This window comes from Thermostichus sp. MS-CIW-36, from assembly GCF_054059035.1.
In genome coordinates, this window is the sequence record NZ_JBSSBR010000010.1 from 46,242 (window position 1) to 69,682 (window position 23,441).

A 23,441-nucleotide genomic window follows, 5' to 3' on the forward strand; every position below is an offset into this window, starting at 1 on the left:
AAGGACTCCGTCCCGCTGGCGCGAACAGTAGCCCAGACGTCTCACGCTAACCTGAAACAACCATATTAATTACTCCACCCCTTCGATTCTGTCCTCGATCTCCTGATACAGCTCCTGCAGACGCTCGATATTGGCCTGGGAAGTCTGCCAATAGCCACGCCCATGCACCTCTAGCAGGGATCCGACAATGCGCCGGAAGGAGTGGGGATTGAGGTTCATCAAGCGCTGCCGCATCGCCTCGTCCTTGATGAAAGTCTCGTTGGTTTCCTCGTAGATCCAGTTGTCCACCGCGCCTGCCGTAGCTGACCAGCCGGAGGTGTTGACCAGCCGCTTGGCGATCTCCCGTACCCCTTCGTAGCCGTGCTTGAGCATCCCCTCATACCACTTGGGGTTGAGGAGCTTGGTGCGGGCGTCCAGACGGATGGTTTCGCTCAGGGTGCGGATCTGGGCGTTGGGCGTGGTGGTATCTGCCATGTAGGCCGAGGGGGCCTTGCCGTCGGGGCGCAGGCTTTGCACCAGCTTGGTGGGATCCGCGTCGAAGTAGTGGCTGACATCGGTCAGGCTGATCTCCGAGGAGTCCAGGTTCTGGAAGGTCACATCCACCGTCTTCAAGCTGGCTTCAAAAAGCTGCCGCATCTGCTGGTTAGGCAGATTCGAGCCAAAGGCAAAGGACTTGCGGGATAGGTACATCTCCCGCAGCTCGCTTTCATCTTCCCAAGAGCTGTTTTCCACCGCCAGGTTGATGTTGGCCGAGTAGGAGCCAGACGCATTGGAAAAGACCCGCGTCGCCGCCTGTTCCAGGGTTAGCCCCAGCTCTTCTGCCTGCTGCAGGGCGTGCTTGCGCACGAAGTTCAGCTCCAGGGGCTCGTTGGCCGTGGCCGCCAGCTTTACCGCCCGGTCGATCAGGTCCATCTGGTTAACAAACAGATCCCGGAACACCCCCGAGCAGTTCACCACCACATCAATGCGGGGCCGGCCCAGTTCCTCTAAGGGGATTAACTCCACCTTGTTCACCCGCCCCAGGGCATCGGGTTTGGGTCGCACCCCCAGCAAACACAGCACCTGCGCCAGGGATTCCCCATAGGTCTTGATGTTGTCGGTGCCCCAGAGCACCACCGAGATGGTTTCCGGGTACCGGCCACCGTTACTGCTCATCTCGCGAGCCAGCAGCCGTTCCACCACCATCTCCGCCGACTGGATGGCGGCTGCCGTGGGGATGGACTGGGGATCCAAAGCGTGGATGTTGCGCCCTGTCGGCAACACATTGGGGTTGCGGATGGGATCCCCTCCTGGCCCCGGCAAAATGTACTCCCCTTCCAAGGCCCGCAGCAGGGATCCCAGCTCATAATCTGCCGTAATTTGCTTGAGGCACTCCTCCAGAAATTCAAACAAGGGCTTCAAAAGATCCGGATCCACCTGGGGGTAGCCCGCTTCTTTTAGGACTGCCAACCAGGGGGCTTGCCGGCCCATGTTGAAAAAGTTGAGCTTGGCCACCCGCGCGACCCGGCCCTGGGCGTCGGTCTGCTCCTGCACCAGCGCCGCCACCGCCTTCTGGCAGGCCTTGTTGATGCGATCCAGCAGCTCCGTATCCGCCAGGTGTCCCCGATCCCGGTTGCGGTAGATCTCGTCGATGTCCCGGCCCAGGCTTTGGGCGAGAATGCGGGGCAGGCCGAGGATCCCTTCTTCCGGGCGGTCAATGCTGGCAATGCTCACCAGGGTGGCAATCGCCTCTTCGGCGGTGGGGGGCGCTCCAATGACGTGCAGACCACAGGGCAACAGCCGCGACTCGATCTCCATCAGCTGGGCGTAGAGCTTGCCCACCACCCTGTCCCGCTCTTCCAAGCTCAACTGGGCGGCGTCCCCCTGGGGCAACTCCACATCCTTGTCCAGGTTCACCAGCCGCGCCTTGTCGCAGATGGCGTTGACGATGGCAATGCCCCGCGCCCCCTCCCGCAGGGTTTGGTAGGAGCCGATCATCTCCCGCAGCTCTTGCAGCCCCTTGTAGAGGCCGGCGTTTTCCGCCGGCGGCGTCAGGTAGCTGATGGTGCAGGCATAACCGCGTCGCTTGGCGATGGTGGCCTCACTGGGGTTGTTGGCGGCGTAGTAGTACAGGTTGGGCAGGGATCCAATTAGATTATCCGGATAGCACTCGCCCGACATGCCGATCTGCTTGCCCGGCATAAACTCCAGGGATCCATGGGTGCCAAAGTGCAACACCGCATCCGCCCCCCAAACTTTCTCCAGGTAGGTGTAGTAGGCAGCAAAGCCGTGGTGGGGGCTGGCTGACCTGGAAAAAAGCAGCCGCATGGGATCCCCTTCATAGCCGAAGGTGGGCTGCACCCCGATGAACACATTGCCAAAGTGCTTGCCGTAGATGAGCAGGTTTTGCCCATCGGTGTTCAGGTGCCCCGGTGCTGGCCCCCAGTACTGCTCGATGGCTTTCACATAAGGCGTCAGGGCCTCGTATTCCCGCACCGACAGTTTGGCGGCCACATTCAGCTCCGGGCTGGCGTACTGGGCCTGGGGATCGTGCAGGATGGACTCCATCAGCTCCTGCGGGGTTTTGGGCAGCAAGGACTCCGTCCCGCTGTCGCGAACAGGGCCGAGGTCATAGCCGTTGTTGGCCAGGGCCTGCATCACCCGGTGAATAGAGGCAAACACATCCAAGTAGGCCGCCGTCCCCACATTGCCCTTGTCCGGCGGGAAGCTGAAAACGGTGATGGCGATCTTCTTCTCCAGCTTGGGCTTGCGCCGCAAATTGGCCCATTTAATGGCCCGCGCCGCGATCAGCTCGATCCGATCCTGCATTGCGTGAGCTTTGCCGGTGGCCGCGTCCCGCCCTGAGAGGATGATGGGATCAATGGCCCCGTCCAGCTCGGGAATGGCAATCTGCAAAGCCACCTGCACCGGGTGTAGGCCCAGATCGCTGCTGGCCCATTCCTCCGTCGATTGAAACACCAAGGGCAGCGCCACCATGTAGGGGCGATTCAGCCGTTGCAGCGCTTCCACTGCTTTGGGGTGATCCTGCCGCGCCGGCCCTCCCACCAGGGCAAATCCCGTCAGCGACACGACCACATCCACAATGGGCGCTGTCTTCTGCGCGTTCCAGAAAAACTCGTTCACTGGCTTGGAGAAATCTAGACCCCCGGCAAACACCGGCACCACTCGCGCCCCGCGCGACTCCAGCTCTTGCACCATGGCCACATAGTGGGCATCATCCCCCGTCACCAAGTGGGTGCGCTGCAGCACCAATCCCACGCAGGGAGCCAAGGGATCCTTCACGTCCTGCGGCAGATCCTCGCGGGCGTTGTACCAATCCAAATACTCCGCCAGACTGGCAAACATCTGCGGCGCCAAGGGGTGCCAAATGCCCATCTCCAAGTAGGTGACCGGCTCGGCAAACTGCACCTGATCCCGCATCCCCGGCAGGTAGCGATCCGCCAGCATCAGCAAAAAGTTCTCCAGGTTCTCGCGGGATCCCCCCAGCCAGTACTGGAAGCTGAGCATGAAGTTGCGGGCATCCTGCGCCTTGTCGAAGGGCAGATACTTCAGCACCTTGGGCAGCGTCTGCAGCAGCTTCAGCATCCCCTCCTGGAAGTTGGATCCCTGCTGGCGCTTGCGCATGAACTGGGCAATGGCGCTCTTGGACTGTCCCAGCTGCGCCATAGAAAAGGATCCCATCTTGTTCAGGCGCATCACCTCCGGCATGGAGGGAAACACCACCACCGCATCCAGCCGTTCCCGCAGGGGCTCTACCGCCTGCACCACCTTCTGGGCAATGTCCTCGATGAAGATCAAGGATCCAATAAAGACATTGGCCGTTTCCAGATCCCGCCGAAAAGCCTCATAGCCCGCGGGATCCCGCAGCTCCTCCACCAGATAGCCGGACAGCTCCACCGCCAGCTTGGAGTTGTGGGCGTTGATGTGCTGCACTGCTGCGGTCAGGGCACTCTGATATTGCGGCTCCAACACCACATACACCACCTTCATCAAGCGGCGATCCCCTACCTCGGCAGGGGTAACGTGGCGGGTGATGGGCTTAACCAGAGTAAACATGCGGTCGCTCTCCGTCGTGCAATGCAAAAGATGAGTGAACCGGGGAAAGGATTCTGTCCTGCCAACGCGAAAGGACTCCGTCCCGCTGACGCGAAAGGACTCCGTCCCGCTGACGCGATAGGCAGGATCCCCTATTGTCTGTTTCCCGTTCTACCAGAGAAACGGATCCCTGCTGGGGGCATGGCGGCAAGGTCGTAACAATTCGCAATGATCGCTGAGGTACTGTAAAGGGGAAGAGGATCCCTTCCCCAGAGAGCGTCCCCTTCTAAGGATCCAATGGACTTCTCACCCCGCGCCCGCCTTTATTCAGCACATGGGTGTAAATCATGGTGGTTTTGACATCTTTGTGGCCCAACAATTCTTGGACGGTGCGGATGTCGTAGCCGTTTTGCAGGAGATGAGTGGCAAAACTATGGCGGAAGGTGTGGCAAGTAAACTACCCGACTCCGTACCGCTTTAGCGATACAGAGTAGGCTTTTAGTAGCCCCGGGCCTGCTCTGCTCTACCAGAGAACAAAACAGGCCCGAACCTCTAGGCTGGTTTACAGCAGCCCCAATCGACCGTTACCAGTGCCTTAAATAACCGTTTCTGGTGCCCGCAATGTTATTATAGCACAAGGCAAGTGAAGTCGCACATTCCTCCCGACACTGACTTTATGAGTACAGTGCGAGGCTCCTGCGATTTCTAGCTGACTTGCTCCAGGAGCTTTCTGGGTCTAGGTATAGGTGTGTTAATGCTCATTCAGCCAGATAAAAACCCTTTGGAGGTAATTATCGCTCAAAATGTTGACTATACAGACAAATTAGGGCAGCATTACACTAGGTGATGGAAAAGTCTGCTTCTTAGGTGATTAAAAGTCTGCTTCTTAGGTGATTATCAGTCGTCTAGCTGCAGAAACACATGTTAGGCGACAGGGAGCTTTTAATGACGACCGAGTTGCTCTATCACCAACCAGTGGCACTGATCGCCATCGCGCTGCTTGCATGCATGGTGATCGCTGCGGGCTCGGGGTACAAACTCGGTCGCAGAGGACGCCAAGCACAAAACGAGCTGACGCGAATTCAGATCGGGAGCATTCAAGCGGCAACCCTGGGACTGCTTGCCCTTCTTCTTGGATTCACCTTCGCCATGGCGCTGTCCCGATTCGAGTACCGGAAGCAAATGGTGGTCAATGAGTCAAACGCGGTCGGTTCTGCATTCTACAAGTCAACAATTAATAATGTAATAATCTGAAAGGAAATCGCAATGCCATATCAAGCCGAAATTAGTCGAGCCAATCCGAGTTGTTTCTTGTTCCTCATTGACCAGTCGGGATCGATGTCAGACCCGTTCGGTGGTAGTGGGCCAAACAAAAGAAAAGCGGATGGTGTCTCCGATGCAATCAACAAGCTGCTTCAAAACTTAGTCATCAAGTGTGCCAAGAGCGATGGAGTTCGAGACTATTACTATGTTGGCGTAATTGGTTATGGTGCTTCAGTCGGTTCAGCCTTTATGGGCTCTCTCGCTGGCAAGGATTTATCACCCATTAGCCAAATCGCAAATTCACCGGCTCGAATCGAGGAGCGTAGCAAGAAAGTGGATGATGGAGCCGGCGGGCTCGTGGAACAGACTATCAAGTTCCCAATTTGGTTTGATCCCGTCGCTAACGGAGGAACTCCAATGTGCCAAGCATTAACGCAGGCCAAGACGATCGTTCAAGACTGGATTGCCCAGCACCCTTCCTGCTTTCCTCCCATTGTGATAAACATAACAGACGGTGAGGCGACAGATGGAAACCCTTCTGATGCTGCAAACGAAATCAAATCATTAGCGAGCTCTGATGGTAACGTTTTGCTATTCAATGTTCACTTGTCTTCTCAGAAGGCTAATCCTATTGAATTTCCAGACTCCGATAGCGGACTGCCCGATGAGTTTGCCCGCTTACTCTTCAGTATGTCGAGCATACTGCCAACACACATCCAGAATGCAGCAAAACAGGAAGGATATCATATCTCGGAGGCAAGCCGTGGGTTTGTTTTCAACGCTGATATCGTTTCGGTAATTCGTTTCTTGGATATTGGAACGCGTCCAAGCAATCTGCGCTAGTTTTGGAACCTATGAGACTCTCACTACACCATTTCTGGCTGCAAAAGCTTGGCAATGAAGAAGCCGATTACGAGGACGCTTTCGCCCCCAAAATAGATGGCATAATCGATCAGGAGACTTTTGCAATAGCTATTGCCGACGGTGCAACTGAGAGTTCTTTTGCATCCGATTGGGCTAAGATGCTCACTCGTGCTTTTGTCAAAGAACGCTTCACGAACATCCAGGCTCTGCAGGCCCGCACGGAAATATTATCGAAGCGATGGCACACTTTTGTAAACCGTAGACCATTGCCTTGGTTTGCAGAAGAAAAGGTTCGCCTTGGAGCCTTCGCAACGCTGCTCGGCGTCGAACTCACCTCAAACTCAAACGATTCAAACGAATCGGGATCTTGGTCAGCAATAGCAGTCGGTGACAGTTGTCTCTTTCAAGTCCGCAATGATGATCTTGTCCTCTCTTTTCCCATTTCCAGCGCAAGCGAATTTGGAAGTTCTCCGACTTTGCTTTCCACCAATTTGGCCCGCAATTCGCAACTCTGGGAGAAAGTCAAGCGCCAAACTGCAGAATGGCAATCAGGCGATCTCTTGCTACTTGCCACAGATGCCCTCGCGTGTTGGTTCCTCACCGAGCATGAGAACAATGAAAAGCCCTGGAACATTCTCTACGGTTTTACCGAGAATTCGTCGCCTCAGGAATCATTCAAAGCGTGGGCGAATGATGCGCGTCGTTCTACCCGCCTGAAAAATGATGACATCACCTTACTCTTAGTGAGGCTCTGAATTTGTTATGCCATTACCAAGAGGCGATGAATACTTAGCTGCAGTTCAAAACCCCAGCACAGCTTTCAGCGATCCGGAATTAAAGGTTTCCATCCCAGAACCTGATCAGTTCGGAATTCCTAAGCCTTACTCCGGAGGGTTCACAACCACATTTCATCTCCAAAATCATTCGCAACATTGGGCAGTCCGCTGTTTCACCAGATCCATTCCAGATTTGCAGAGACGCTATGAAGCTATTGGGCGGTTCCTGCAAACCTGTACAGACGGTTTTTTTGTAAAGGCCATTTGTCTTAATCAAGGAATTAGAGTTGGCAGCCAGTGGCATCCCATCATAAAGATGCAGTGGCTCGATGGCGAAACTCTGAACACCTTCATCGACCGCAATATCTCTAAGCCTGGAGAGATTTCTAAGCTCATTCAAGAGTTTGTCGATTTGGTGGAACGTCTTGAAAGCCTCAAAGTAGCTCACGGGGATCTCCAGCACGGTAATATTCTCGTCAAGCAAGGGAAGCTCTACCTTATCGATTACGATGGATTCTACCTCCCCGAACTCTCCAGCCTTAAGACAAATGAGATCGGACATCTTAACTATCAGCATCCTTCAAGAACCGCTGCTCATTACAATTCAACGATTGACCGGTTTTCGGCCATCGTGATATATCTCGGTCTTTCAGCGGTCGCCGCTTCGCCCCCTCTCTGGCACAAGTACAACAACAGCGAGAATATCCTATTTTGCTCAAATGACTTTGCAGATGTCGAGTCATCTCCACTTCTCATTGACATTTCTAGAATCTCCCAACTTGCCCCTCTTGTGGAGAGATTCAGGGGTGTTTGCAGGCTCGAATTCGATAAAGTTCCGTCTCTTGATCAGTTCATTTCTGGCAACTTCACCTTTCCAAAGATCACAGCCCGCCCTCCCGCTCCAGCCGTTACTGTTCCCCAAAGGCGCAGCCAGTATCCAGTCATTGACGCTTCTCTTTCTGGCTCACTCTCAGAACATATCGGCGACCGGGTGGAAGTAATCGGACTGATTACCGATTACCATTCTGCACTAACTAAGCACGGACAACCTTACATATTCCTCAACTTCGGTTCTTACCCACACCAAACCTTTACACTTGTTTTGTGGTCGACTTCCCTGGCTGCGTTCCACCGTGATAATGTTGATCCTCATTCTCTCGTTGGCAAGTGGGTCAAAGTTACTGGCGTAATTGGTAGCTATCGGCACAGACCACAGATGACAATCGAACTTCCGTCTCAAGTTCAAATATTGTCAGGCGAGGAAGAAGCTCGCCAATGGCTAGGAGTCAAGCCGTCTGTATCGCCATCTCCACAGATTCGACGCCCAATTTCACAACCTGACGAATCAGTTTTTAATACTATCTATTCGGGCAAACGTGCTACTCCTAGTGGTACTCAGTCATCGACCACATCTCCGTCAAAGAAATTTGATTCTTCACTTTTTAATACTATCTATTCGGGCAAACGTGCTACTCCTGGTGGTACTCCGTCATCGACCACATCTCCGTCAAAGAAATTTGATTCTTCCCACGGCATCCTTGGCGGATTAATACTCGGAATCGTCGGTGCATTAGTTTTGGGTTTCTGGGGTTTCGTGGCAGGCGCCGTGCTCGGTTACCAAATTGGCAAGCGATTATGAAAGGACAACACACTCTATGAGCTGGCGATTCAGAAAAATCTTCCGTTGGGGTCCATTCCGCACCACTTGGACAAAACGAGGCTGGGGATCCTGATGCTTTTGGGGCTGATGGGTTACCCAACATAACAAGTCACTGCACCCGACTTGATGCTAATCTTTGAACAGTACCCAAACCTACTGGCGGCGGGTGAGTTTAGCCGTTAGCCAGCGCGACTTAATCTCAAGTGTAATAATATCCAACATCGAGGAGTTGGAAAGATGAACACAGTGATTACCATTCCTCTGGATGCAGATACAGCGAGACTTTACAGTCAAATTCCTGCTGACCTGCAAAGAAAGTTTCAGTTGTTACTTAACCTTTGGCTGCGCGACCTCATCGTACCACCGCGTCCCCTTCAGGTTGTCATAGATGAAATCAGCCAAAAAGCACAGGAGTGTGGCTTAACTCCTGAGATACTGGAATCTCTGCTGAATGTCGAATGAACCATGCTTTGTTTTTGATACCAATGTTGTTATCAGTGCGCTCCTGTTGAGATGTTCTGTCACTCGTCAAGTCTTTGACAGGGCAACACAGAGAGGCAAATTGCTTATCTCACGTGTGACCGTTGAAGAATTGAGCGATGTCCTGCGGCGCAAAGGATTTGAAAGGTATATAACCGAGGAAGAACGGATGGAGTTCTTGAGCACTTTTGTTAGAGATGGCGTCTTGGTGGAGATTGTAGAGCGCGTGGCGACGTGTCGTGATCCCAAAGACGACAAGTTTCTTGAACTGGCTGTTAATGGCAAGGCAAGATGTGCGTGCCGTTAGATGTACCCAGAGACAAGATGATGAGCAAGCTCAAATGCCCTCATTGCGGGAACCCAGGGATCCCTGTCCTCTGCAAGGTGTGCCTCGGCTCAACTGTGCCTGCGACCTGCAAAGCGTTATGAATCTTTGTTTGAGTCGTAATTGAGAGGAAATAGGTGAGCTATAATTCCTAATGGACTTTTCTTTTCATTGCAGGTTGGGTAATGCAAAAACAGGAAGTCCTTACATTACTGGCAAATCACCAGAACACTCTGAAGGACTTTGGCGTAAAGTCTCTAATGCTCTTTGGTTCAGTAGCAAGGGATGAAGCGCAAACAGACAGTGATATCGATCTGCTAGTAGAGTTTGACCGTCCAGTTGGATTGTTCACTTTTGTACGCTTGAAACGATATCTAGAGGAAATTTTAGAGAGTCCGGTTGATCTAGGTACGCCTGACTCCCTCAAGCCCTATCTGCAAGAATCCGTTCTCCGGGAGGTGGTTCGTGCCTTCTAGAGATTGGCAGAACAGAGTAAGATCGGAAATAGAGGCAATTAAGTTAGATGAGGATCCCTCTGGGCCAGGATATATGGTTGTTTCAGACTGCAGGAAAGCAACTTGGGGATCCCAGGTTCCCCTAGTCTGCTTTGGGAGACAGATAAGGGGTATGTTTGTGTTGGCCGGTTAGAGATCGAAGGCAGGGCAAATGTCCCAGACTTATTCGGAATGACTATACCTCTACAGGGGCTGAAGTCGGTGTTGCCAGGGAAAGTCGTATCATTGCTATATTGAAGTCATGGGATCCCTGACTCTACCCGGTAGAACTGAACTTTATGACCGTCCCTCTGATTCACAACCGTGACGTTCTAGAGAGCCGTCTCAAGGAGATTCCTGCTGAACCTGGCGTATATTTAATGCGAGATGCCACGGATCAGATTCTCTATGTGGGCAAGTCCAAGAAATTGCGCTCTCGAGTGCGATCTTATTTCCGCTTCACCGGCGACCTGTCCCCTCGCATTCAGCGCATGGTAGCTCAGGTTTGCGAGATCGAGTTTATCGTAACCGACAATGAAAGTGAAGCCCTAGCCCTAGAAGACAATCTGATTAAGACCCATCAGCCCCCTTATAATGTTCTCCTTAAGGACGATAAAAAGTATCCCTATTTGTGTATTACCTGGTCGGAGCCTTATCCCCAGCTTTACATCACCCGCCATCGTCGCCTTGATCGGAATCAAGACAAATACTATGGCCCCTACACCGATGTTGGTCTATTGCGCCACACCCTTGGACTGGTCAAACGGATTTTTCCCTTGCGCCAACGGCCCAAACCTCTGTACAAAGATCGCACCTGTTTGAACTACGACATTGGGCGCTGCCCCGGAGTATGCCAAGGCTTGATCAGCCCAGAAGAGTATCGCAAGACGCTGGCTCAAGTGGCCATGATCTTCCAAGGCCAGACAGATGAGCTGATCCAAGAGCTGCAAGAGAAGATGATCCAGGCCGCCGAACAGGAAAATTATGAGGCAGCCGCACGATATCGGGATCAAATTCGCGGTTTGGAACAATTGGGAGAATCCCAGAAGGTCTCTTTGCCTAACTCTACCGTCAGCCGTGATGCTCTGGCCTTGGCCATGAACGATTCGCGAGCTTGCATTCAGTTGTTTCAGGTGCGAGCGGGCAAGTTGGTGGGGCGGCTGGGGTTTGTGGCCGAAAACCGCGGTGACGACCCAGGCCTTATCTTGCAGCGGGCTTTACAAGAGCATTATCAATACTGTGATCCGGTGGAAATTCCCTCTGAGATTTTGACCCAGTATGAATTGCCCGATCACGATTTTCTGGAGTCTTGGCTGAGTCAGAAAAAAGGCCGCAAGGTCAGCCTTGTTGCCCCCCAACGGCAGAGCAAAGCCGAGCTGATCGAGTTGGTTGAGCGGAATGCACAACTGGAGCTAACCCGCACTCAGCGCTTGGCGGATCGGGATGCCGCGGCCTTGGAGCGCTTGGCAGAAGTCTTGGATTTGCCGGATGTGCCCCGCCGTCTAGAGGCCTACGATATTTCCCACATCCAGGGATCCGATGCTGTGGCCAGTCAGGTGGTGTTTATCGATGGCCTGCCTGCCAAACAGCACTACCGCCGCTACAAGATTCGCAACCCTGAGGTGCGCCCCGGTCACTCCGATGATTTTGCCAGCCATGCAGAAGTGGCCCGGCGTCGCTTCAGCAAAATGACCCCTGAGGATCAGCCGGATTTGGTGCTCATCGACGGGGGCAAGGGGCAGTTGTCGGCAGTCATGGCCGTCTTGGCGGATTTGGGGCTGGATCACCTGCCGGTAATTGCCTTGGCCAAACGAGAAGAAGAGATCTTTCTGCCGGGGGATCCCGTGCCCTTGCGGTTGCCGGCCCAAGATCCGGCTCGCTTGTTGTTGCAACGCCTGCGAGATGAAGCCCACCGATTTGCTCTCGCCTTTCATCGCCAGCAACGGAAAGCGCGTCAACATGCCTCTACGCTGGACGAGATCCCCGGCCTAGGCAAGTATCGGCAAAAGCTGCTGATGGAAGAATTTCGGTCGATTGCCCGCATTCAGGTGGCCTCAGAAGACCAGTTGGCCCAGGTGCCCGGCATTGGCCCGAAGATTGCCCGACAGATTTACCGCTACTTTCACCCAGAAACTCAGGCGGGATCCCCGGAGACAGCGCAGGTGGAGTAGTTGAGAATCCGCGCAGGGATCCCTGCCCTACCGGCAGCCCACGGGGTAACATCCACAGAAACCTAAGCACCCTTCCTCGCCCGTGATTTTACGAGATCACGGGGGAACTTGTAGTGCGGGAAACATCGCTTAAGGCAGAAATGATACATAATCCCAAGGACAGGTGTTCTCAGTGCCCTGGTACTGCTTGCCAATAAGGGATCCTGATGCTGGCCGAACTTGATGTGCTCCTGGAAAATGCCCCCATTGGGGTCTTTCGTGTGGATCTGCAGGGACGATACCGGTTTGCAAATGCCAAGCTTGCCGAGATATACGGCTATACTTCCTCTGCCCATTTGATGCGCCATCTGTCGGATTTTGGCCATCATCTCTATGCTGACGCTGCCGGTCGTCGTCAGATTTTCCAGGATCTGCTTGCAGGCAAAGTCGGCGACGGGAGAGTGGCGCAAGAGTTTTTGATCCACAGTCGCAAGGGCTTGGACTTGTGGGTGCGAGAACAAATTCAAGTCGTCCGCAATCCGGCAGGGGATCCCCTCTGTTTTGAGGGGTATGTGGAAGACATCACGGCACAGAAGCGGGCTGAACAAGCGCTTGCAGAGAGCCAGCTCCGCTACGAAAGGCTGGTTTGCGCTATTCCACAAGCCTTGATGATTTTTAGCCGAGAAGGCCAATGCCTAGAGCTGATTTCTTCCCCGGAGAATAATTATTTTGCTTCACTCTCAGCAGAGCATATTCAGGGAAAAGCAGTGGGAGAGCTGTTCGGCCCTGAGGTTGGCGATCAACTGCAGAGGCTGATTGACCGTTGCTTGAGCAGCGGATCCCGGCAAACTCTGGAGTTTCCCCTAACCAACTCAGCAGGGGAGCTCCGTCACCAGGAAGTTTGCGTTGTTCCCCACGGAGCAGATTGCGTGCTTGGCTGCATTCAAGATATCACCGAGCGCAAGCGGCTAGAGCTGACCTTGTTGGAGATTCAACAGCGATTCTGGGGAATTGTGGAGTCCTGCAATTTGGGCATCTCTCTGCTGCCTCTTGAGCCAGAAGCTAGTCCGCATGGCATGAACTCAGCCCTCAAGGATATAACAGGATATTCTGCAGAGGAATTGAAGGCTTTGCCTCTGGAGGCCTATATCCCAGATTTGGCTGATGTTGAAACCCTAAAAAACCTCTGGCAGGAGATGATCGAGGGTCGGCGCAGTCATTATGAATGGGAACATCCCTACACCCGTAAGAATGGCCAAATCATCTGGGTAAAGTCTCAGGTTTATGTTGTGAGAGATGAAGAACAAAAGCCTCTGTTTGCCGTTTACTTCCTGGATGATATTAGCGAGCGCCGATCCATCAAATCTGCTCTTGAGAAAATTCAAAACCAATTGCAGGGGATCTTCAACTTCTGTAGCCAAGGGATTGCTCTGATGAGCTTGGATCCTGATCCCCGGTATCTCAGCCTCAACCCGGCAATGGCAGAGATTACAGGGTACAGCGAGGAAGATTGGTCGGCTCTGAAAGCGGAAGATTACACTCCCTATCCCGAAGACCGAGAACGGGGCGAGATACTCTGGAATGAACTGCTTTCCGGGTACACCAACAACTATGAATATGAAAAGGTGATTTGCCGTAAAGATGGCAGAGAGATCTGGGTTCGCTTACAACTCTTCGCGGTGCGAAACGCTCAAAACGAGCCTCTGTTTGCCATCCAATTTCTAGAAGATATTTCCGAGCGAAAAAGGGCCGAAACTCACCTGCGAGAAAGTTTGGCCGATCTGGCCCGCAGCGAAGCACGTTACCGCGCTCTTTACGAAGCGATCCCAGATATGCTTTTGCAAGTGGATCGGCAAGGGCTAGTCTTGTCCTATAAGACCCCCAGAGGATTTGCATCCGCCTATCCCGATGACCGCTATCTCAACCAATACATTCAAGATCTGTTTCCAGAGCATTGGAAAATCTACTTTGCTCCCTTGTTGGAGAAAGCCTTTCAAACGGGAGAAATTCAGGTTATTGAATATCCGCTTCCTCAAATTTCTCAAGACGCGGCGGAAGCATTGCCGGAATATCGCGAGGCCCGTCTGTTGCCCTTTGGGCCGGATGAGGCCATTGTTTTGGTGCGCGATATCACCCTGCGCAAGCGTTTGGAGCTGGCCCAGCAAACGCGAGAAGCTGAGTTAACAGCCCTGGTGCAACAGCGAACCCAGCAACTGGAACGCAGTCTGCAGTTTGAATCGATTCTGCGCCGCCTCATCCATCAGATACGGGCAACTCTGGATGAAAGGCAGATCTTGCAGACAGTTGTGAACGAGCTGGGGAAATTTTTGGGCGTTCTTTTTTGCAATGTCGGCCTTTACGATAGCCGCCGAACCTACTCCCTGATCAGCTATGAATACACGACGCTTTCGACCTCTGGGGTCGGGGCTCGGGTTTGGATGAAAGATTTTCCCCTCTTCTACGAACAGCTATGGCGAGGCTGGTGCTTTCAACTGTGCGCTCGGGATCGCCAACGGGATCCCAACACTCTGCCCCCCTATCTGACCAAGCTGGCCTGCCCCATTGCGGACGATCAGGGCATTCTTGGGGATCTGTGGCTGGCTCGGCCTCCTGAGGAGAGCATGCCTCTAACCCCCAAAACCCTGAACTTTGCTGAATTTACTGAGCTTTAGGCGGTTTGGCAAAAGTCATTGAGAGGGATATAGTAGACCAAGTTTCCCCCTGATCCTTGAGTCCACCGCAACGGTTGCCGGGAAGTGAAGGGGGAAAGCGCTCGGGGGGTATTCCTCAGGGCTTTGCGGGATACCGCCTTCCTGTTTGGACTCCGTCCCGCTGACGCGAACAGAGATAGGCAGGATGCGATCGCTTCTTTCCTGAACCATGTTCAGGAGAGTTCAGCGTGAATGTATCAGTTTTAGCGATTGGGAAATCGATTTGGCCCAGCAAATGGCGGCCCAGTGCGCGATTGCCCTGCGACAGGCCAGGCTCTACCTCAGCAGCCAGGCTCAGGTGACGGAATTGAAAAAACTCAGCCAAATTAGGGATAACTTCCTGGCCGCCGTCTCCCATGAGCTGCGCACTCCCCTTACCAGCATTAGCCTCTCGGTTCACCTGCTGAAACTGAGCCATCAAGTTTCTCCTCTCACCCCCAAGCAAATCCAGTATCTTGAGGTTCTGGAGCAGGCGTGCGAGCGAGAGATCTCCCTAATTAACGATCTTCTGGATCTACAAAATTTGTCGGGCAATACGCTCAAGCTGCCCTCTGAGCAGGTTAACCTGCCTCTCCTTTTGGCACCTCTTATCAATCGGTTCCAAGACCGGATGCGCAAGCGGCAGCAAACCCTAGAAGTTCACTGGGATCCCCACCTGCCCTATCTGCACACCCATCCCCGCCTGTTGGAACGCTTGGTCTGTGAGCTTTTGACCAATGCCCACAAATTTACGCCCGCCGGCAAACACATTGTCCTAGAGGCTGTTGCTTTAGGTTCCGACCGCTGGGAGCTGCGCTTGACCAACACGGGCACCACCATTCCCCTCGAAGAACAAGAACGCATTTTCGAGCAGTTTTATCGCATCCCCCACTCGGATCCCTGGCAGCAGGGGGGAACAGGCTTGGGATTGGCTCTGGCCCAAGCCATTGCCAACCACTTGGGCGGCTCTTTGCAGGTGGAAAGCACTGCCCACCAAACCACGTTTATTCTTCGCTTGCCCGCAGCAGAATCTTGTTGACGATTCGGTTTGGGCCACTTATGGTGAGATTTACCATATGGGGGGCAGGGTGAAGGTAGCGCTGTTGCAACTGAACTATACCGTTGGCGATCTGAGCGGAAATGCCGAGCGCATCCGTTCGGCGGTCGAGGCAGTGGCGGCGGCGGGAGCAGAGTTGGCCATCACCTCCGAGCTGGCGTTGCTGGGATATCCACCCCGCGATTTGTTGCTCTATCCGGCCCTGGTCGAGAGGGCAAGCCAGGTTTTGCAGCACTTGGCCAGCCGGTTACAGGCCAGCATTCCGGTGGTCGTGGGATCCGTGCAGCCCAATCCTCTGCCTGAGGGTCGGCCCCTTTACAATGCTGCTGCCTGGCTGGAGGGGGGCCAGATCCGCCACTGGTTTCAGAAGTCGCTCTTGCCCACCTACGATGTCTTCGACGAAGATCGCTATTTTGAGCCGGGATCCCAGCCCCAACCCATCGAGTACCGTGGCCGCCGCCTGGGCTTTACCATTTGTGAAGACATTTGGAACGACCGCGATTTTTGGCAGCACCGTCGCTACCACTGGGATCCGGTGGAACAGATGACCCGCTGCGGTGCCGACCTGCTGATTAACCTCTCGGCTTCTCCCTTCAGCCTGGGCAAACAGAAGTTGCGGGTGGAGATGCTGGGATCCCTGGCCCGCAAGCACGCCCTGCCCATTCTCTACGTCAATCAGGTGGGGGGCAACGACGATCTCATCTTCGATGGGGCCAGTTGCGCCCTGGATCGCTGGGGTCGGGTTGTGGCCCAAGCGGCTGCCTTTCAGCCGGATCAGCTCATCCTGGATGTGGACGAGTTGACCCAGTCTCCCAACCCAGACCAGAGCCCACCGACCGCGGGATCCCGCTGGCCGACCGAGCCGGAAGCTGAGCTGTACGAGGCGTTGGTTTTGGGCACCCGCGATTACGTCAGCAAATGTGGCTTTCGCGAGGTGGTATTGGGCCTGTCGGGGGGGATCGATTCTGCCGTCACTGCTGTGATTGCTGCCGATGCTTTGGGGCCGGAGCGGGTGCTGGGGGTGCTCATGCCCTCTCCCTATTCCAGCCCTGGCAGCCTGACCGACGCCTACCAACTGGCGCAAAACCTGGGGATCCCGACCCTGAAGCTGCCGATTCAGCCCATCATGGAGAGCTACCACCAGCTTTTGGCAGAGCCCTTTGCCGGCCTCCCCCCAGACATCACGGAAGAAAACCTGCAATCTCGCATTCGCGGCACCCTCCTCATGGCCCTTTCCAACAAGTTCGGGCGGCTGCTCCTGACCACAGGCAACAAATCAGAGCTAGCAGTGGGCTACTGCACCATTTACGGGGATATGTCCGGTGGCCTGGCGGTGATTTCCGATGTGCCCAAGACCTGGGTGTACCGCTTGGCTCGCTGGATCAACCGACAGCAGGAGCGGATCCCGCTTGCTACGCTGACCAAGCCCCCCTCGGCAGAATTGCGACCCGGCCAACAAGATAGCGACAGCTTGCCCCCCTACGATTTGCTGGACAAGATCCTGCAGCGGCACATCGAGCAGCATCAATCCGGCCCCGAGTTGGTGGCTCAAGGGTTCGATCCCGACACGGTGCAGCACGTGCTGCGGCTGGTTCAGAATGCCGAGTTCAAGCGACACCAAGCTCCCCCTGGGCTGCGCATCACCGATCGCGCCTTCGGCACCGGCTGGCGGATGCCAATCGCCAAGCGTCAAGAAGGGATCATGTGACATACTCCCGCACTCATGCTAACGCAAAGCGCTCCGCGCCGCTAAAGCGAAAGAGTGCGGGCTTCAAGGACTCCGTCCCGCTGACGCGAACAGTGACTCCTGTGAAGGACATTTCCTGAGCTTTGAGAACGGGATGCCCCACCGCTCTGTATTTGATGTTTATCGCCGCGTTGTGGTCTCGGCCTAGTTCCAGTCCACAATGCGGGCAAGAATGCCATCTGTCTCGAATGGTTTTCGGTACTTTTTGACCGCACTGAGAACAGTCTTGGCTCGTGCCTCTTGGATCCACTGCAATCGCCCTCAGCCCAGCTCTTTCAGCCTTGACTGCGAGAATTTGCAGGAATTGCCCCCACCCAGCGTCATAGATGGATTTCGCTAGTCGGGTTCTCGCAATACCTTTGGTGTTGAGCGCCTCATACGCAATATGCTTCCCTTTGCTTAATAGCTTCTTGGCTACTTTGTAGTGGAAATCTTTACGCTGATTGGCCACCTTGAGGTGTGCCTTAGCCACTCGCCTTAAGGCTTTCTTGCGGCGGTTTGACCCTTTCTGCTTGCGGGATAATGACCGCTGCAGCCTCTCCAGCCGCTTTTGGGCGCGGCGGTAGTACTGGGGCACTGGGACGGACTCCCCTGTATCGGTCACCAAAAAGGAGTCCAGCCCCATGTCGATCCCTATGGTGTTCTCCGGTGTTGCAGGCTCAGGGGTAAACTCGGGGATAGACGCATCTTGCAGGCTTAATGTTACATACCACCCGTCTGCTTTGCGGGTGACGGTAGCAGTCTTGATGACAAAACCGTCAGGCAAAGGACGGTGCTGAATCAGTTTTACTGCTCCGATTTTGGGCAGATGAATGAACTTCCCCTGAAGGCAGTCCTGCCTCATCTGGGGAAAGGTGAAGGAATGATACCGGCCCGCCCCTTTGAATCTCGGCCTTCCTGCCCTCTTGCCGTTACGGTCGCCTTTCAGCCAGCGGTCGAATGCTTTGTGCACCCGCTCTATGCAGTTTTGCAGGACTTGCGAATGGATTGCTTGGTATTCGGGGAACCTTACTTTGGTATTCACCAAGTCTCGTTTTTGGGAGTAGACATCCGGCCTGTCTTTCAGCTCAGGCAAATGACAGATTAAGGGGCAGGCGTTTATATCACAGCGGTTTTGTTCCCACCAGTTAAGCCGCTCTGCCAACCGATAGTTGTACTGCTTGCGCAACAGCTCCAGCCATTGCTCCATCAGGACAACTTGACTGGGCGTAGGCCGCAGGCGGTACTGATAGGCAGTCCTCATCTTAAGCGTACTCAGAAACCGCTACACTGATTATAGCACCAGCAGGATTAGCGGCCATGAAGCATGATTTTGTTTCCAGCGGCAGAGCTGTATCTGATTTGAAGGCACACTTGGTCTTAACCACCAAGTACCGTCGCAAGGTATTTACCGGCGAAATGCTGCAGCGATTACATGAAGTTATGTATGACCTTTGCCAAAAGTGGGGTTGCAAACTTATTGAGTTCAACGGCGAGGCAGACCATGTTCATCTGCTGTTCCAGTACTACCCGCAAGTGGATCTGTCCAAATTGGTAAACAACATCAAATCCGTCTCTAGTCGCAGGATGAGAAGCGAGTTTGCGGATTACATCAGCAAGATATACCGGAAAAATGTGCTGTGGAATGAATCTTATTTCATCGCTTCATGTGGTGGGGTAACAGTCTCGGCATTGAGCCAGTACATTGAAAACCAAGGTACTCCCGCCTCTCATCCCGACCCAAGCGCTCCGCGCCGCTAGCGCGTTCGCTTCAGCGGGCCGTAGGCCATACGTCCTACGGACAGAGGGCGGGGCTTCTCGGCGGTTTAGCTAATGGAACTAGTGGGATACCCTCACACCAGCTCCTCCCTCAGAGGGAGAAAGGGAAAGATTCGGCGCTGTCGGAATTGCTTGGAGTAGTTGGTGCCCGCTCAAGCCTTGTTGCCATTCAGAACGGCTACAACTGGTGCAGTCACGCTTCCTGCTCAATACAATAAAGGGCCTGCAAGCCAGCAGACCCAAGGAAAAGCCAAAAGGCGGTAAGTTGAGGTCTCTTAGATCAGGCCCAGCCAGGAAGCAACGCCTTGGCCCGTCACCGCTTCGATGACAATGGCCAACACGAAGCCAATCATGGCAGCCCGACCGTTGAGGCGCTCGGCATACTCATTAAAGCCAAACTTGGGCTCCGACAAATTGGGATTAGACATGAGAACCTCCAGGGTAGATGGGAACGACAGGGAGTGGGATCCGTAAAGAACGAAAACGAGAACGGCACTTGACCTTCAGTATAGTTTGCATTTCTTCATGATTGCAAGCAAGGTGGTCACCCGCTGCCGATGGCGGCGATGATCTGCCGCGCCAGGGGAATGGCCGCCTCATAGGCTTTGCCCTGATGCAGGTGCAGCACCAGCGTCCAGTTGGGATCCGGCAGGGGCCAAAAGGCCAGCAACCAGGCTTGAAAATCTTCTGCCCAGAGAATTGCTCGTCCTCGTCGTTGAGGATTGAGGATGGTGCCAGACTTGGCTGCCACTGGGATCCCTTCTGGGGCAATGCCGCGACAGGTGCCCGCTGTTGCCGCCAGGCTCATGCCAGCATGGAGAGCCTCCCAAATCCAAGCCGGTAAAGAGAAAGCGGGCAGAGAGACCTCGCCAGAAAGGGGTACACCTCGGCGGGCAATCACGCCCCCATAAACCAACAGCTCCCAGGGATCTACCGGCCCAGCCAGACCGGTCGCCAAGAGCGGAGCCGGAGTTGTATTCTGCACACTCCCTAGGCCGAAGCGCCGCAGCCACTCCACCAGGGTATCGGCCCCCAGCTCCCAGCCCAACTGGTAGAAGTACACATTGCAGGACTGGGCCAGGGCTTGGCGCAAGTTCAAGGTTCCATGTCCGCGGGGATCCCAGCAGGGTAGGCGGCCCAACCCCAGTTGCGGCGGCGGATCCCACCAACCCGGACAGTGGATCAAGCGCTCCCCAGAGCTGATCCCAGTCTGCAGAGCAGCGGCGGCAACGGCGCATTTGACGGTTGAGCCAGGGCTGGCCCTGATTCTGGAAGCCTGCTCCGGCTGCCAAACCCTTGTTAAACGACCGGTGTTCAGGTTGAGGACGGCGGCAAAATCGCGCGGATGGGGCAGCCCTGCAGATTTCCCCTGCAAGCCCCAGGTCAAAGCAGAACCCAATAGCCAGGCTCCACAGGTGCGGCGGTTCATCTGCTGTCGGCCCCGAAAACCCAGGAAGACACGGGCGGATCCCTGTTACAAAAATTCGGAAATCGCAGCCTTCTCACGGACTAGGGTAATCTGAGTTCAGGTCAATGGAGATAACCCTCATGGCAATTCAGCGTGGTGCCAAAGTCCGTGTGCTGCGGAAAGAATCCTACTGGTACCGGGATGTGGGAACGGTTGCGGCGGTGGATACCAGCGGCATTCTCTACCCGGTGATCGTCCGCTTTGACAAGATCAACTACTACAACATCAACACCAACAACTTCCGCGAAGATGAGCTGGAAGTGTTGGAAGCTCCCAAAGCCAAGGCCAAAGCCGCTCCGGCCAGCTAAGCCAAAGTTCTGATGCCGGGGACTGTGTTCTTGAGCAAGTCGTTCTGTGCCTGAACTGCCGGAAGTTGAAACAGTTCGGCAAGATTTGCAACGCCTCACCTTGGGGCCGCGGATACTTGCGGTGGAGGTGCTCCTGGCCCGCACCATTGCCTACCCTGCAGGGGAGATGTTTGGGCGGAGCTTGATTGGCACCCGTTTTACCCAGTGGCAGCGGCGAGGAAAGTATCTCCTGGGATCCCTGGATTCGAGAGCTGTTCTGGGCGTGCATCTGCGCATGACCGGGCAGTTGCTCTGGGTGCAGGGATCCACCCCTTTATCAGCTCACACTCGTGTTCGTTTGGCCTTCGAGGAAGGGTGGGACTTGCGCTTTGTGGATCAGCGCACCTTTGGCCAGATGTGGCTGGTGCCTGCCGGTGTTGAGCTGGAGGCGGTGATCCCCACCCTGCAGACTTTGGGGCCGGAGCCCTTTTCGCCAGCTTTTTCTGAGGCCTATTTCCAGGCTGCCCTGCAGAAGAGCCGCCGTCTTATTAAAACCGCGCTGCTGGATCAATCGCTGGTAGCCGGGGTGGGCAACATTTACGCCGACGAAGCCCTGTTTCTGAGCGGCATTCACCCCTTGACGCCAGCAGTTCAGCTTTCGGATGTGGCCAAGGCACGCCTGCGAGAAGCTTTGATCGAGGTGTTACGGGCCGGGCTGGAGCAGCGGGGCACCACCTTGCGGGATTACCGGGATCTGCGTGGGCTCAACGGCAACTATCAAGGGCAAGCGTGGGTGTACGGTCGGGAAGGGGATCCCTGTCGCCTCTGTGGCACCCCAATTCAGCGGATGAAGCTGGCAGGGCGTTCGGCCCACTTTTGCCCCCACTGCCAGCCGCAACAGAGCTAGTGGCGCTCCTCAAGATATGGGGGATCCCTGGGGAAATGGGCCAGAGCGGCTACCATCAGCAGTAGGAGGGGATCCCGGTGAAAACCATGGGATGGGCACGGCTCCAACCTGTAAAGCCCTTGATGAGGGGAAGTCGCCTCTGGTCGGGAGCGCTGTTGGCGCTGGGGATCCCGACGGCTGCGGCCTTTGCCCAACTGGAGTTGGATGCCCAACTGGGCCGCTCCCAAATTGTTTTTCCCAGCAAAGATTGCCCCGCCTGCGACCTGACGGGGGCAGAACTGCCGGGAGCTGACCTCAGGGGGGCCAACCTAAAAGAAGCGATCCTCAGACAGGCCAATCTCCAAGCTGCCGACCTCTCCCAAGCGATCCTCAACTTGGCCGATTTGAGAGGGGCCAATCTGAGTGGCTCAGCTCAGGCAGGGGCTTTCTTGTGGGAAGCCGATCTGGCGCAGGCCAACCTGCAGCAGACAGATCTGACGGGTGCCAATCTGCAGGTGGCCAACTTAAGCGGGGCCGACTTGCGTCGAGCCATCCTCACCGGCGCCGACCTCACAGGGGCCAAGTTACACAATGCCGATCTGCGGGGGGCCGACCTGCGAGGCGCTTTTCTGGAGGGGGCAGACCTGACGGGCGCTCTGTACAACGCCCAAACCCGACTGGATCCCGCCTTCAACCCTAGTGCTTGGGGCATGGTTTTCGTGAAAGAAGGATCTTGACCAAGAGTTACCGCTTGCTCCGCCATTTGATTTGGGATCCCCCCTTGGGCAGATTAAAACCAGCACCCCCTCGGCTGGGATCCCCTGCCATGACTTCCCCTGTCCGCGTTCTCATTGCCGACGATCATCCCCTCTTCCGGCTGGGGCTGAAGTTTGCCCTGCAAGCCCAAGGATTTGAGGTGGTGGCCGAAGCCGAGACGGGATCCCAGGCCGTCCACCATTGTCGCAGTTGCCCCATCGACGTAGCCATTTTGGATGTGCGCATGCCGGATGGGGATGGGATCGCCGCCTGCCAGCACATCACCGAGCTGGGTCTGCCGGTGGTGGTGGTGATGATGACCACCTTTCAGGAGCCGGGTCTGATTGAGGCAGCCCGCCGCGCCGGGGCCAAAGGCTACCTTTCCAAAGAGACCGACCCGGCGGAATTGGCCCGCGTCATCCGTCAGATTTTGTCCAACCCCGAACGAGACTGGCTGCCTGCCCGACAGGAGCTGCCCAAGCTCACCCCCCGCGAGCTGTGTGTGCTGCAACTGATGAGCGAGGGCCTGGCCAACAAACAGATTGCCCGCCGTCTGGGCCTAAGCATCGAAACCGTCAAAGAATACGCCAGCGCCGCCTACCGCAAGCTGGATGCTAGCGACCGTGTCACCGCCCTGCTCAAGGCGCAGCAACTGGGGATCTTGTGAATTGGAGAAAGGGCTTGGGGATTCCCCCCAGAGGTGGGGATTTGCGGCGGCCATGATCACCGCCATACTGTTGCTAGC

General features: G+C 55.1%; 20 protein-coding genes and 1 pseudogene. 16 read left to right on the forward strand and 5 right to left on the reverse strand.

From position 1 onward, the window contains the following. Positions 1 to 69 precede the first annotated feature (69 nt). Both ACVWVQ_RS06540 and ACVWVQ_RS06545 read right to left on the reverse strand, forming a co-directional pair. On the reverse strand, positions 70 to 4,056 hold the full coding sequence (locus tag ACVWVQ_RS06540; RefSeq protein ID WP_457507516.1) for a magnesium chelatase subunit H: 3,987 nt from the start codon (positions 4,054 to 4,056) through the stop codon (positions 70 to 72). Between the two features lie 265 nt (positions 4,057 to 4,321). Beyond that, a pseudogene (locus ACVWVQ_RS06545) lies at positions 4,322 to 4,489 on the reverse strand (tyrosine-type recombinase/integrase); the annotation flags it as partial. 491 nt (positions 4,490 to 4,980) lie between these two features. Between ACVWVQ_RS06545 and ACVWVQ_RS06550 the strand changes: the two are divergent. From ACVWVQ_RS06550 to ACVWVQ_RS06600, 11 genes are all read left to right on the forward strand, one after another. Beyond that, positions 4,981 to 5,289: a hypothetical protein gene (locus ACVWVQ_RS06550; RefSeq protein ID WP_457507518.1), complete on the forward strand. Its 309-nt coding sequence runs from the start codon at positions 4,981 to 4,983 to the stop codon at positions 5,287 to 5,289. 12 nt (positions 5,290 to 5,301) lie between these two features. Continuing rightward, positions 5,302 to 6,141 (forward strand): VWA domain-containing protein, encoded by an 840-nt coding sequence (locus ACVWVQ_RS06555; protein WP_457402124.1) that lies wholly within the window; start codon positions 5,302 to 5,304, stop codon positions 6,139 to 6,141. An 11-nt stretch (positions 6,142 to 6,152) separates the two neighbouring features. After that, on the forward strand, positions 6,153 to 6,917 hold the full coding sequence (locus tag ACVWVQ_RS06560) for a protein phosphatase 2C domain-containing protein (protein WP_414388693.1): 765 nt from the start codon (positions 6,153 to 6,155) through the stop codon (positions 6,915 to 6,917). Between the two features lie 7 nt (positions 6,918 to 6,924). Continuing rightward, the gene (locus tag ACVWVQ_RS06565; RefSeq protein WP_457507520.1) at positions 6,925 to 8,577 is read left to right on the forward strand and encodes a hypothetical protein; all 1,653 of its coding nucleotides are present in this window, start codon (positions 6,925 to 6,927) and stop codon (positions 8,575 to 8,577) included. Positions 8,578 to 8,835: 258 nt separating this feature from the next. Further along, on the forward strand, positions 8,836 to 9,060 hold the full coding sequence (locus tag ACVWVQ_RS06570) for a hypothetical protein (protein WP_414418970.1): 225 nt from the start codon (positions 8,836 to 8,838) through the stop codon (positions 9,058 to 9,060). Beyond that, a complete protein-coding gene (locus ACVWVQ_RS06575) occupies positions 9,050 to 9,385 on the forward strand; it encodes a putative toxin-antitoxin system toxin component, PIN family (protein ID WP_414329508.1) in 336 nt (111 codons plus the stop codon). Before ACVWVQ_RS06570 ends, ACVWVQ_RS06575 begins: the two co-directional genes overlap by 11 nt. A gap of 203 nt (positions 9,386 to 9,588) precedes the next feature. Next, entirely contained in the window at positions 9,589 to 9,879 is a 291-nt protein-coding gene (locus tag ACVWVQ_RS06580) for a nucleotidyltransferase family protein (RefSeq protein WP_414329506.1), read from the forward strand. Positions 9,880 to 10,196: 317 nt separating this feature from the next. After that, positions 10,197 to 12,068 (forward strand): excinuclease ABC subunit UvrC, encoded by a 1,872-nt coding sequence (gene uvrC, locus ACVWVQ_RS06585; RefSeq protein WP_457507522.1) that lies wholly within the window; start codon positions 10,197 to 10,199, stop codon positions 12,066 to 12,068. A gap of 206 nt (positions 12,069 to 12,274) precedes the next feature. Next, positions 12,275 to 14,719: a PAS domain S-box protein gene (locus ACVWVQ_RS06590; RefSeq protein WP_457507524.1), complete on the forward strand. Its 2,445-nt coding sequence runs from the start codon at positions 12,275 to 12,277 to the stop codon at positions 14,717 to 14,719. Between the two features lie 262 nt (positions 14,720 to 14,981). Then, positions 14,982 to 15,776, forward strand: a complete 795-nt coding sequence (locus tag ACVWVQ_RS06595) for a sensor histidine kinase (RefSeq protein WP_457507526.1) — start codon at positions 14,982 to 14,984, stop codon at positions 15,774 to 15,776. A gap of 49 nt (positions 15,777 to 15,825) precedes the next feature. Further along, on the forward strand, positions 15,826 to 17,502 hold the full coding sequence (locus tag ACVWVQ_RS06600) for an NAD+ synthase (RefSeq protein WP_457507547.1): 1,677 nt from the start codon (positions 15,826 to 15,828) through the stop codon (positions 17,500 to 17,502). A 13-nt stretch (positions 17,503 to 17,515) separates the two neighbouring features. Here ACVWVQ_RS06600 and ACVWVQ_RS06605 read toward each other — a convergent pair whose 3' ends face one another. Further along, positions 17,516 to 18,784 carry an RNA-guided endonuclease InsQ/TnpB family protein gene (locus ACVWVQ_RS06605; protein ID WP_457507528.1) on the reverse strand — a complete coding sequence of 423 codons (1,269 nt, stop codon included), beginning with the start codon at positions 18,782 to 18,784 and terminating at the stop codon, positions 17,516 to 17,518. Positions 18,785 to 18,840: 56 nt separating this feature from the next. On the opposite strand from ACVWVQ_RS06605, the gene tnpA reads away from it, so the two are divergent. Then, complete coding sequence (gene tnpA, locus ACVWVQ_RS06610) at positions 18,841 to 19,281, forward strand: IS200/IS605-like element ISSoc10 family transposase (protein WP_457507530.1); 441 nt, start codon at positions 18,841 to 18,843, stop codon at positions 19,279 to 19,281. Between the two features lie 293 nt (positions 19,282 to 19,574). On the opposite strand, the gene ACVWVQ_RS06615 is transcribed toward tnpA, so the two are convergent. After that, the gene (locus ACVWVQ_RS06615; RefSeq protein ID WP_011429120.1) at positions 19,575 to 19,727 is read right to left on the reverse strand and encodes a chlorophyll a/b-binding protein; all 153 of its coding nucleotides are present in this window, start codon (positions 19,725 to 19,727) and stop codon (positions 19,575 to 19,577) included. Positions 19,728 to 19,843: 116 nt separating this feature from the next. Then, a complete protein-coding gene (locus tag ACVWVQ_RS06620; RefSeq protein WP_457507532.1) occupies positions 19,844 to 20,728 on the reverse strand; it encodes a penicillin-binding transpeptidase domain-containing protein in 885 nt (294 codons plus the stop codon). Positions 20,729 to 20,847: 119 nt separating this feature from the next. Here ACVWVQ_RS06620 and ACVWVQ_RS06625 point away from each other — a divergent pair, with 119 nt between their 5' ends. From ACVWVQ_RS06625 to ACVWVQ_RS06640, 4 genes are all read left to right on the forward strand, one after another. Then, on the forward strand, positions 20,848 to 21,075 hold the full coding sequence (locus ACVWVQ_RS06625; RefSeq protein ID WP_414329200.1) for a photosystem I reaction center subunit IV: 228 nt from the start codon (positions 20,848 to 20,850) through the stop codon (positions 21,073 to 21,075). A 46-nt stretch (positions 21,076 to 21,121) separates the two neighbouring features. Next, positions 21,122 to 21,961 carry a DNA-formamidopyrimidine glycosylase gene (locus tag ACVWVQ_RS06630; protein WP_414389126.1) on the forward strand — a complete coding sequence of 280 codons (840 nt, stop codon included), beginning with the start codon at positions 21,122 to 21,124 and terminating at the stop codon, positions 21,959 to 21,961. A 122-nt stretch (positions 21,962 to 22,083) separates the two neighbouring features. After that, entirely contained in the window at positions 22,084 to 22,677 is a 594-nt protein-coding gene (locus ACVWVQ_RS06635; RefSeq protein WP_457507534.1) for a pentapeptide repeat-containing protein, read from the forward strand. An 89-nt stretch (positions 22,678 to 22,766) separates the two neighbouring features. Further along, positions 22,767 to 23,363 (forward strand): response regulator, encoded by a 597-nt coding sequence (locus ACVWVQ_RS06640; protein ID WP_457507536.1) that lies wholly within the window; start codon positions 22,767 to 22,769, stop codon positions 23,361 to 23,363. Positions 23,364 to 23,441 lie beyond the last annotated feature (78 nt).

Bases quoted from the DNA above. Each gene is read 5' to 3' on its own strand.
- ACVWVQ_RS06540 (WP_457507516.1), bottom strand. From the start codon at position 4,056: ATGTTTACTCTGGTTAAGCCCATCACCCGCCACGTTACCCCTGCCGAG.
- ACVWVQ_RS06550 (WP_457507518.1), top strand. From the start codon at position 4,981: ATGACGACCGAGTTGCTCTATCACCAACCAGTGGCACTGATCGCCATC.
- ACVWVQ_RS06555 (WP_457402124.1), top strand. From the start codon at position 5,302: ATGCCATATCAAGCCGAAATTAGTCGAGCCAATCCGAGTTGTTTCTTG.
- ACVWVQ_RS06635 (WP_457507534.1), top strand. From the start codon at position 22,084: ATGAGGGGAAGTCGCCTCTGGTCGGGAGCGCTGTTGGCGCTGGGGATC.
- ACVWVQ_RS06625 (WP_414329200.1), top strand. From the start codon at position 20,848: ATGGCAATTCAGCGTGGTGCCAAAGTCCGTGTGCTGCGGAAAGAATCC.
- ACVWVQ_RS06565 (WP_457507520.1), top strand. From the start codon at position 6,925: ATGCCATTACCAAGAGGCGATGAATACTTAGCTGCAGTTCAAAACCCC.
- ACVWVQ_RS06605 (WP_457507528.1), bottom strand. From the start codon at position 18,784: ATGAGGACTGCCTATCAGTACCGCCTGCGGCCTACGCCCAGTCAAGTT.
- tnpA (WP_457507530.1), top strand. From the start codon at position 18,841: ATGAAGCATGATTTTGTTTCCAGCGGCAGAGCTGTATCTGATTTGAAG.
- ACVWVQ_RS06560 (WP_414388693.1), top strand. From the start codon at position 6,153: ATGAGACTCTCACTACACCATTTCTGGCTGCAAAAGCTTGGCAATGAA.
- ACVWVQ_RS06640 (WP_457507536.1), top strand. From the start codon at position 22,767: ATGACTTCCCCTGTCCGCGTTCTCATTGCCGACGATCATCCCCTCTTC.
- ACVWVQ_RS06575 (WP_414329508.1), top strand. From the start codon at position 9,050: ATGTCGAATGAACCATGCTTTGTTTTTGATACCAATGTTGTTATCAGT.
- ACVWVQ_RS06590 (WP_457507524.1), top strand. From the start codon at position 12,275: ATGCTGGCCGAACTTGATGTGCTCCTGGAAAATGCCCCCATTGGGGTC.
- ACVWVQ_RS06620 (WP_457507532.1), bottom strand. From the start codon at position 20,728: ATGAACCGCCGCACCTGTGGAGCCTGGCTATTGGGTTCTGCTTTGACC.
- uvrC (WP_457507522.1), top strand. From the start codon at position 10,197: ATGACCGTCCCTCTGATTCACAACCGTGACGTTCTAGAGAGCCGTCTC.
- ACVWVQ_RS06570 (WP_414418970.1), top strand. From the start codon at position 8,836: ATGAACACAGTGATTACCATTCCTCTGGATGCAGATACAGCGAGACTT.
- ACVWVQ_RS06615 (WP_011429120.1), bottom strand. From the start codon at position 19,727: ATGTCTAATCCCAATTTGTCGGAGCCCAAGTTTGGCTTTAATGAGTAT.
- ACVWVQ_RS06580 (WP_414329506.1), top strand. From the start codon at position 9,589: ATGCAAAAACAGGAAGTCCTTACATTACTGGCAAATCACCAGAACACT.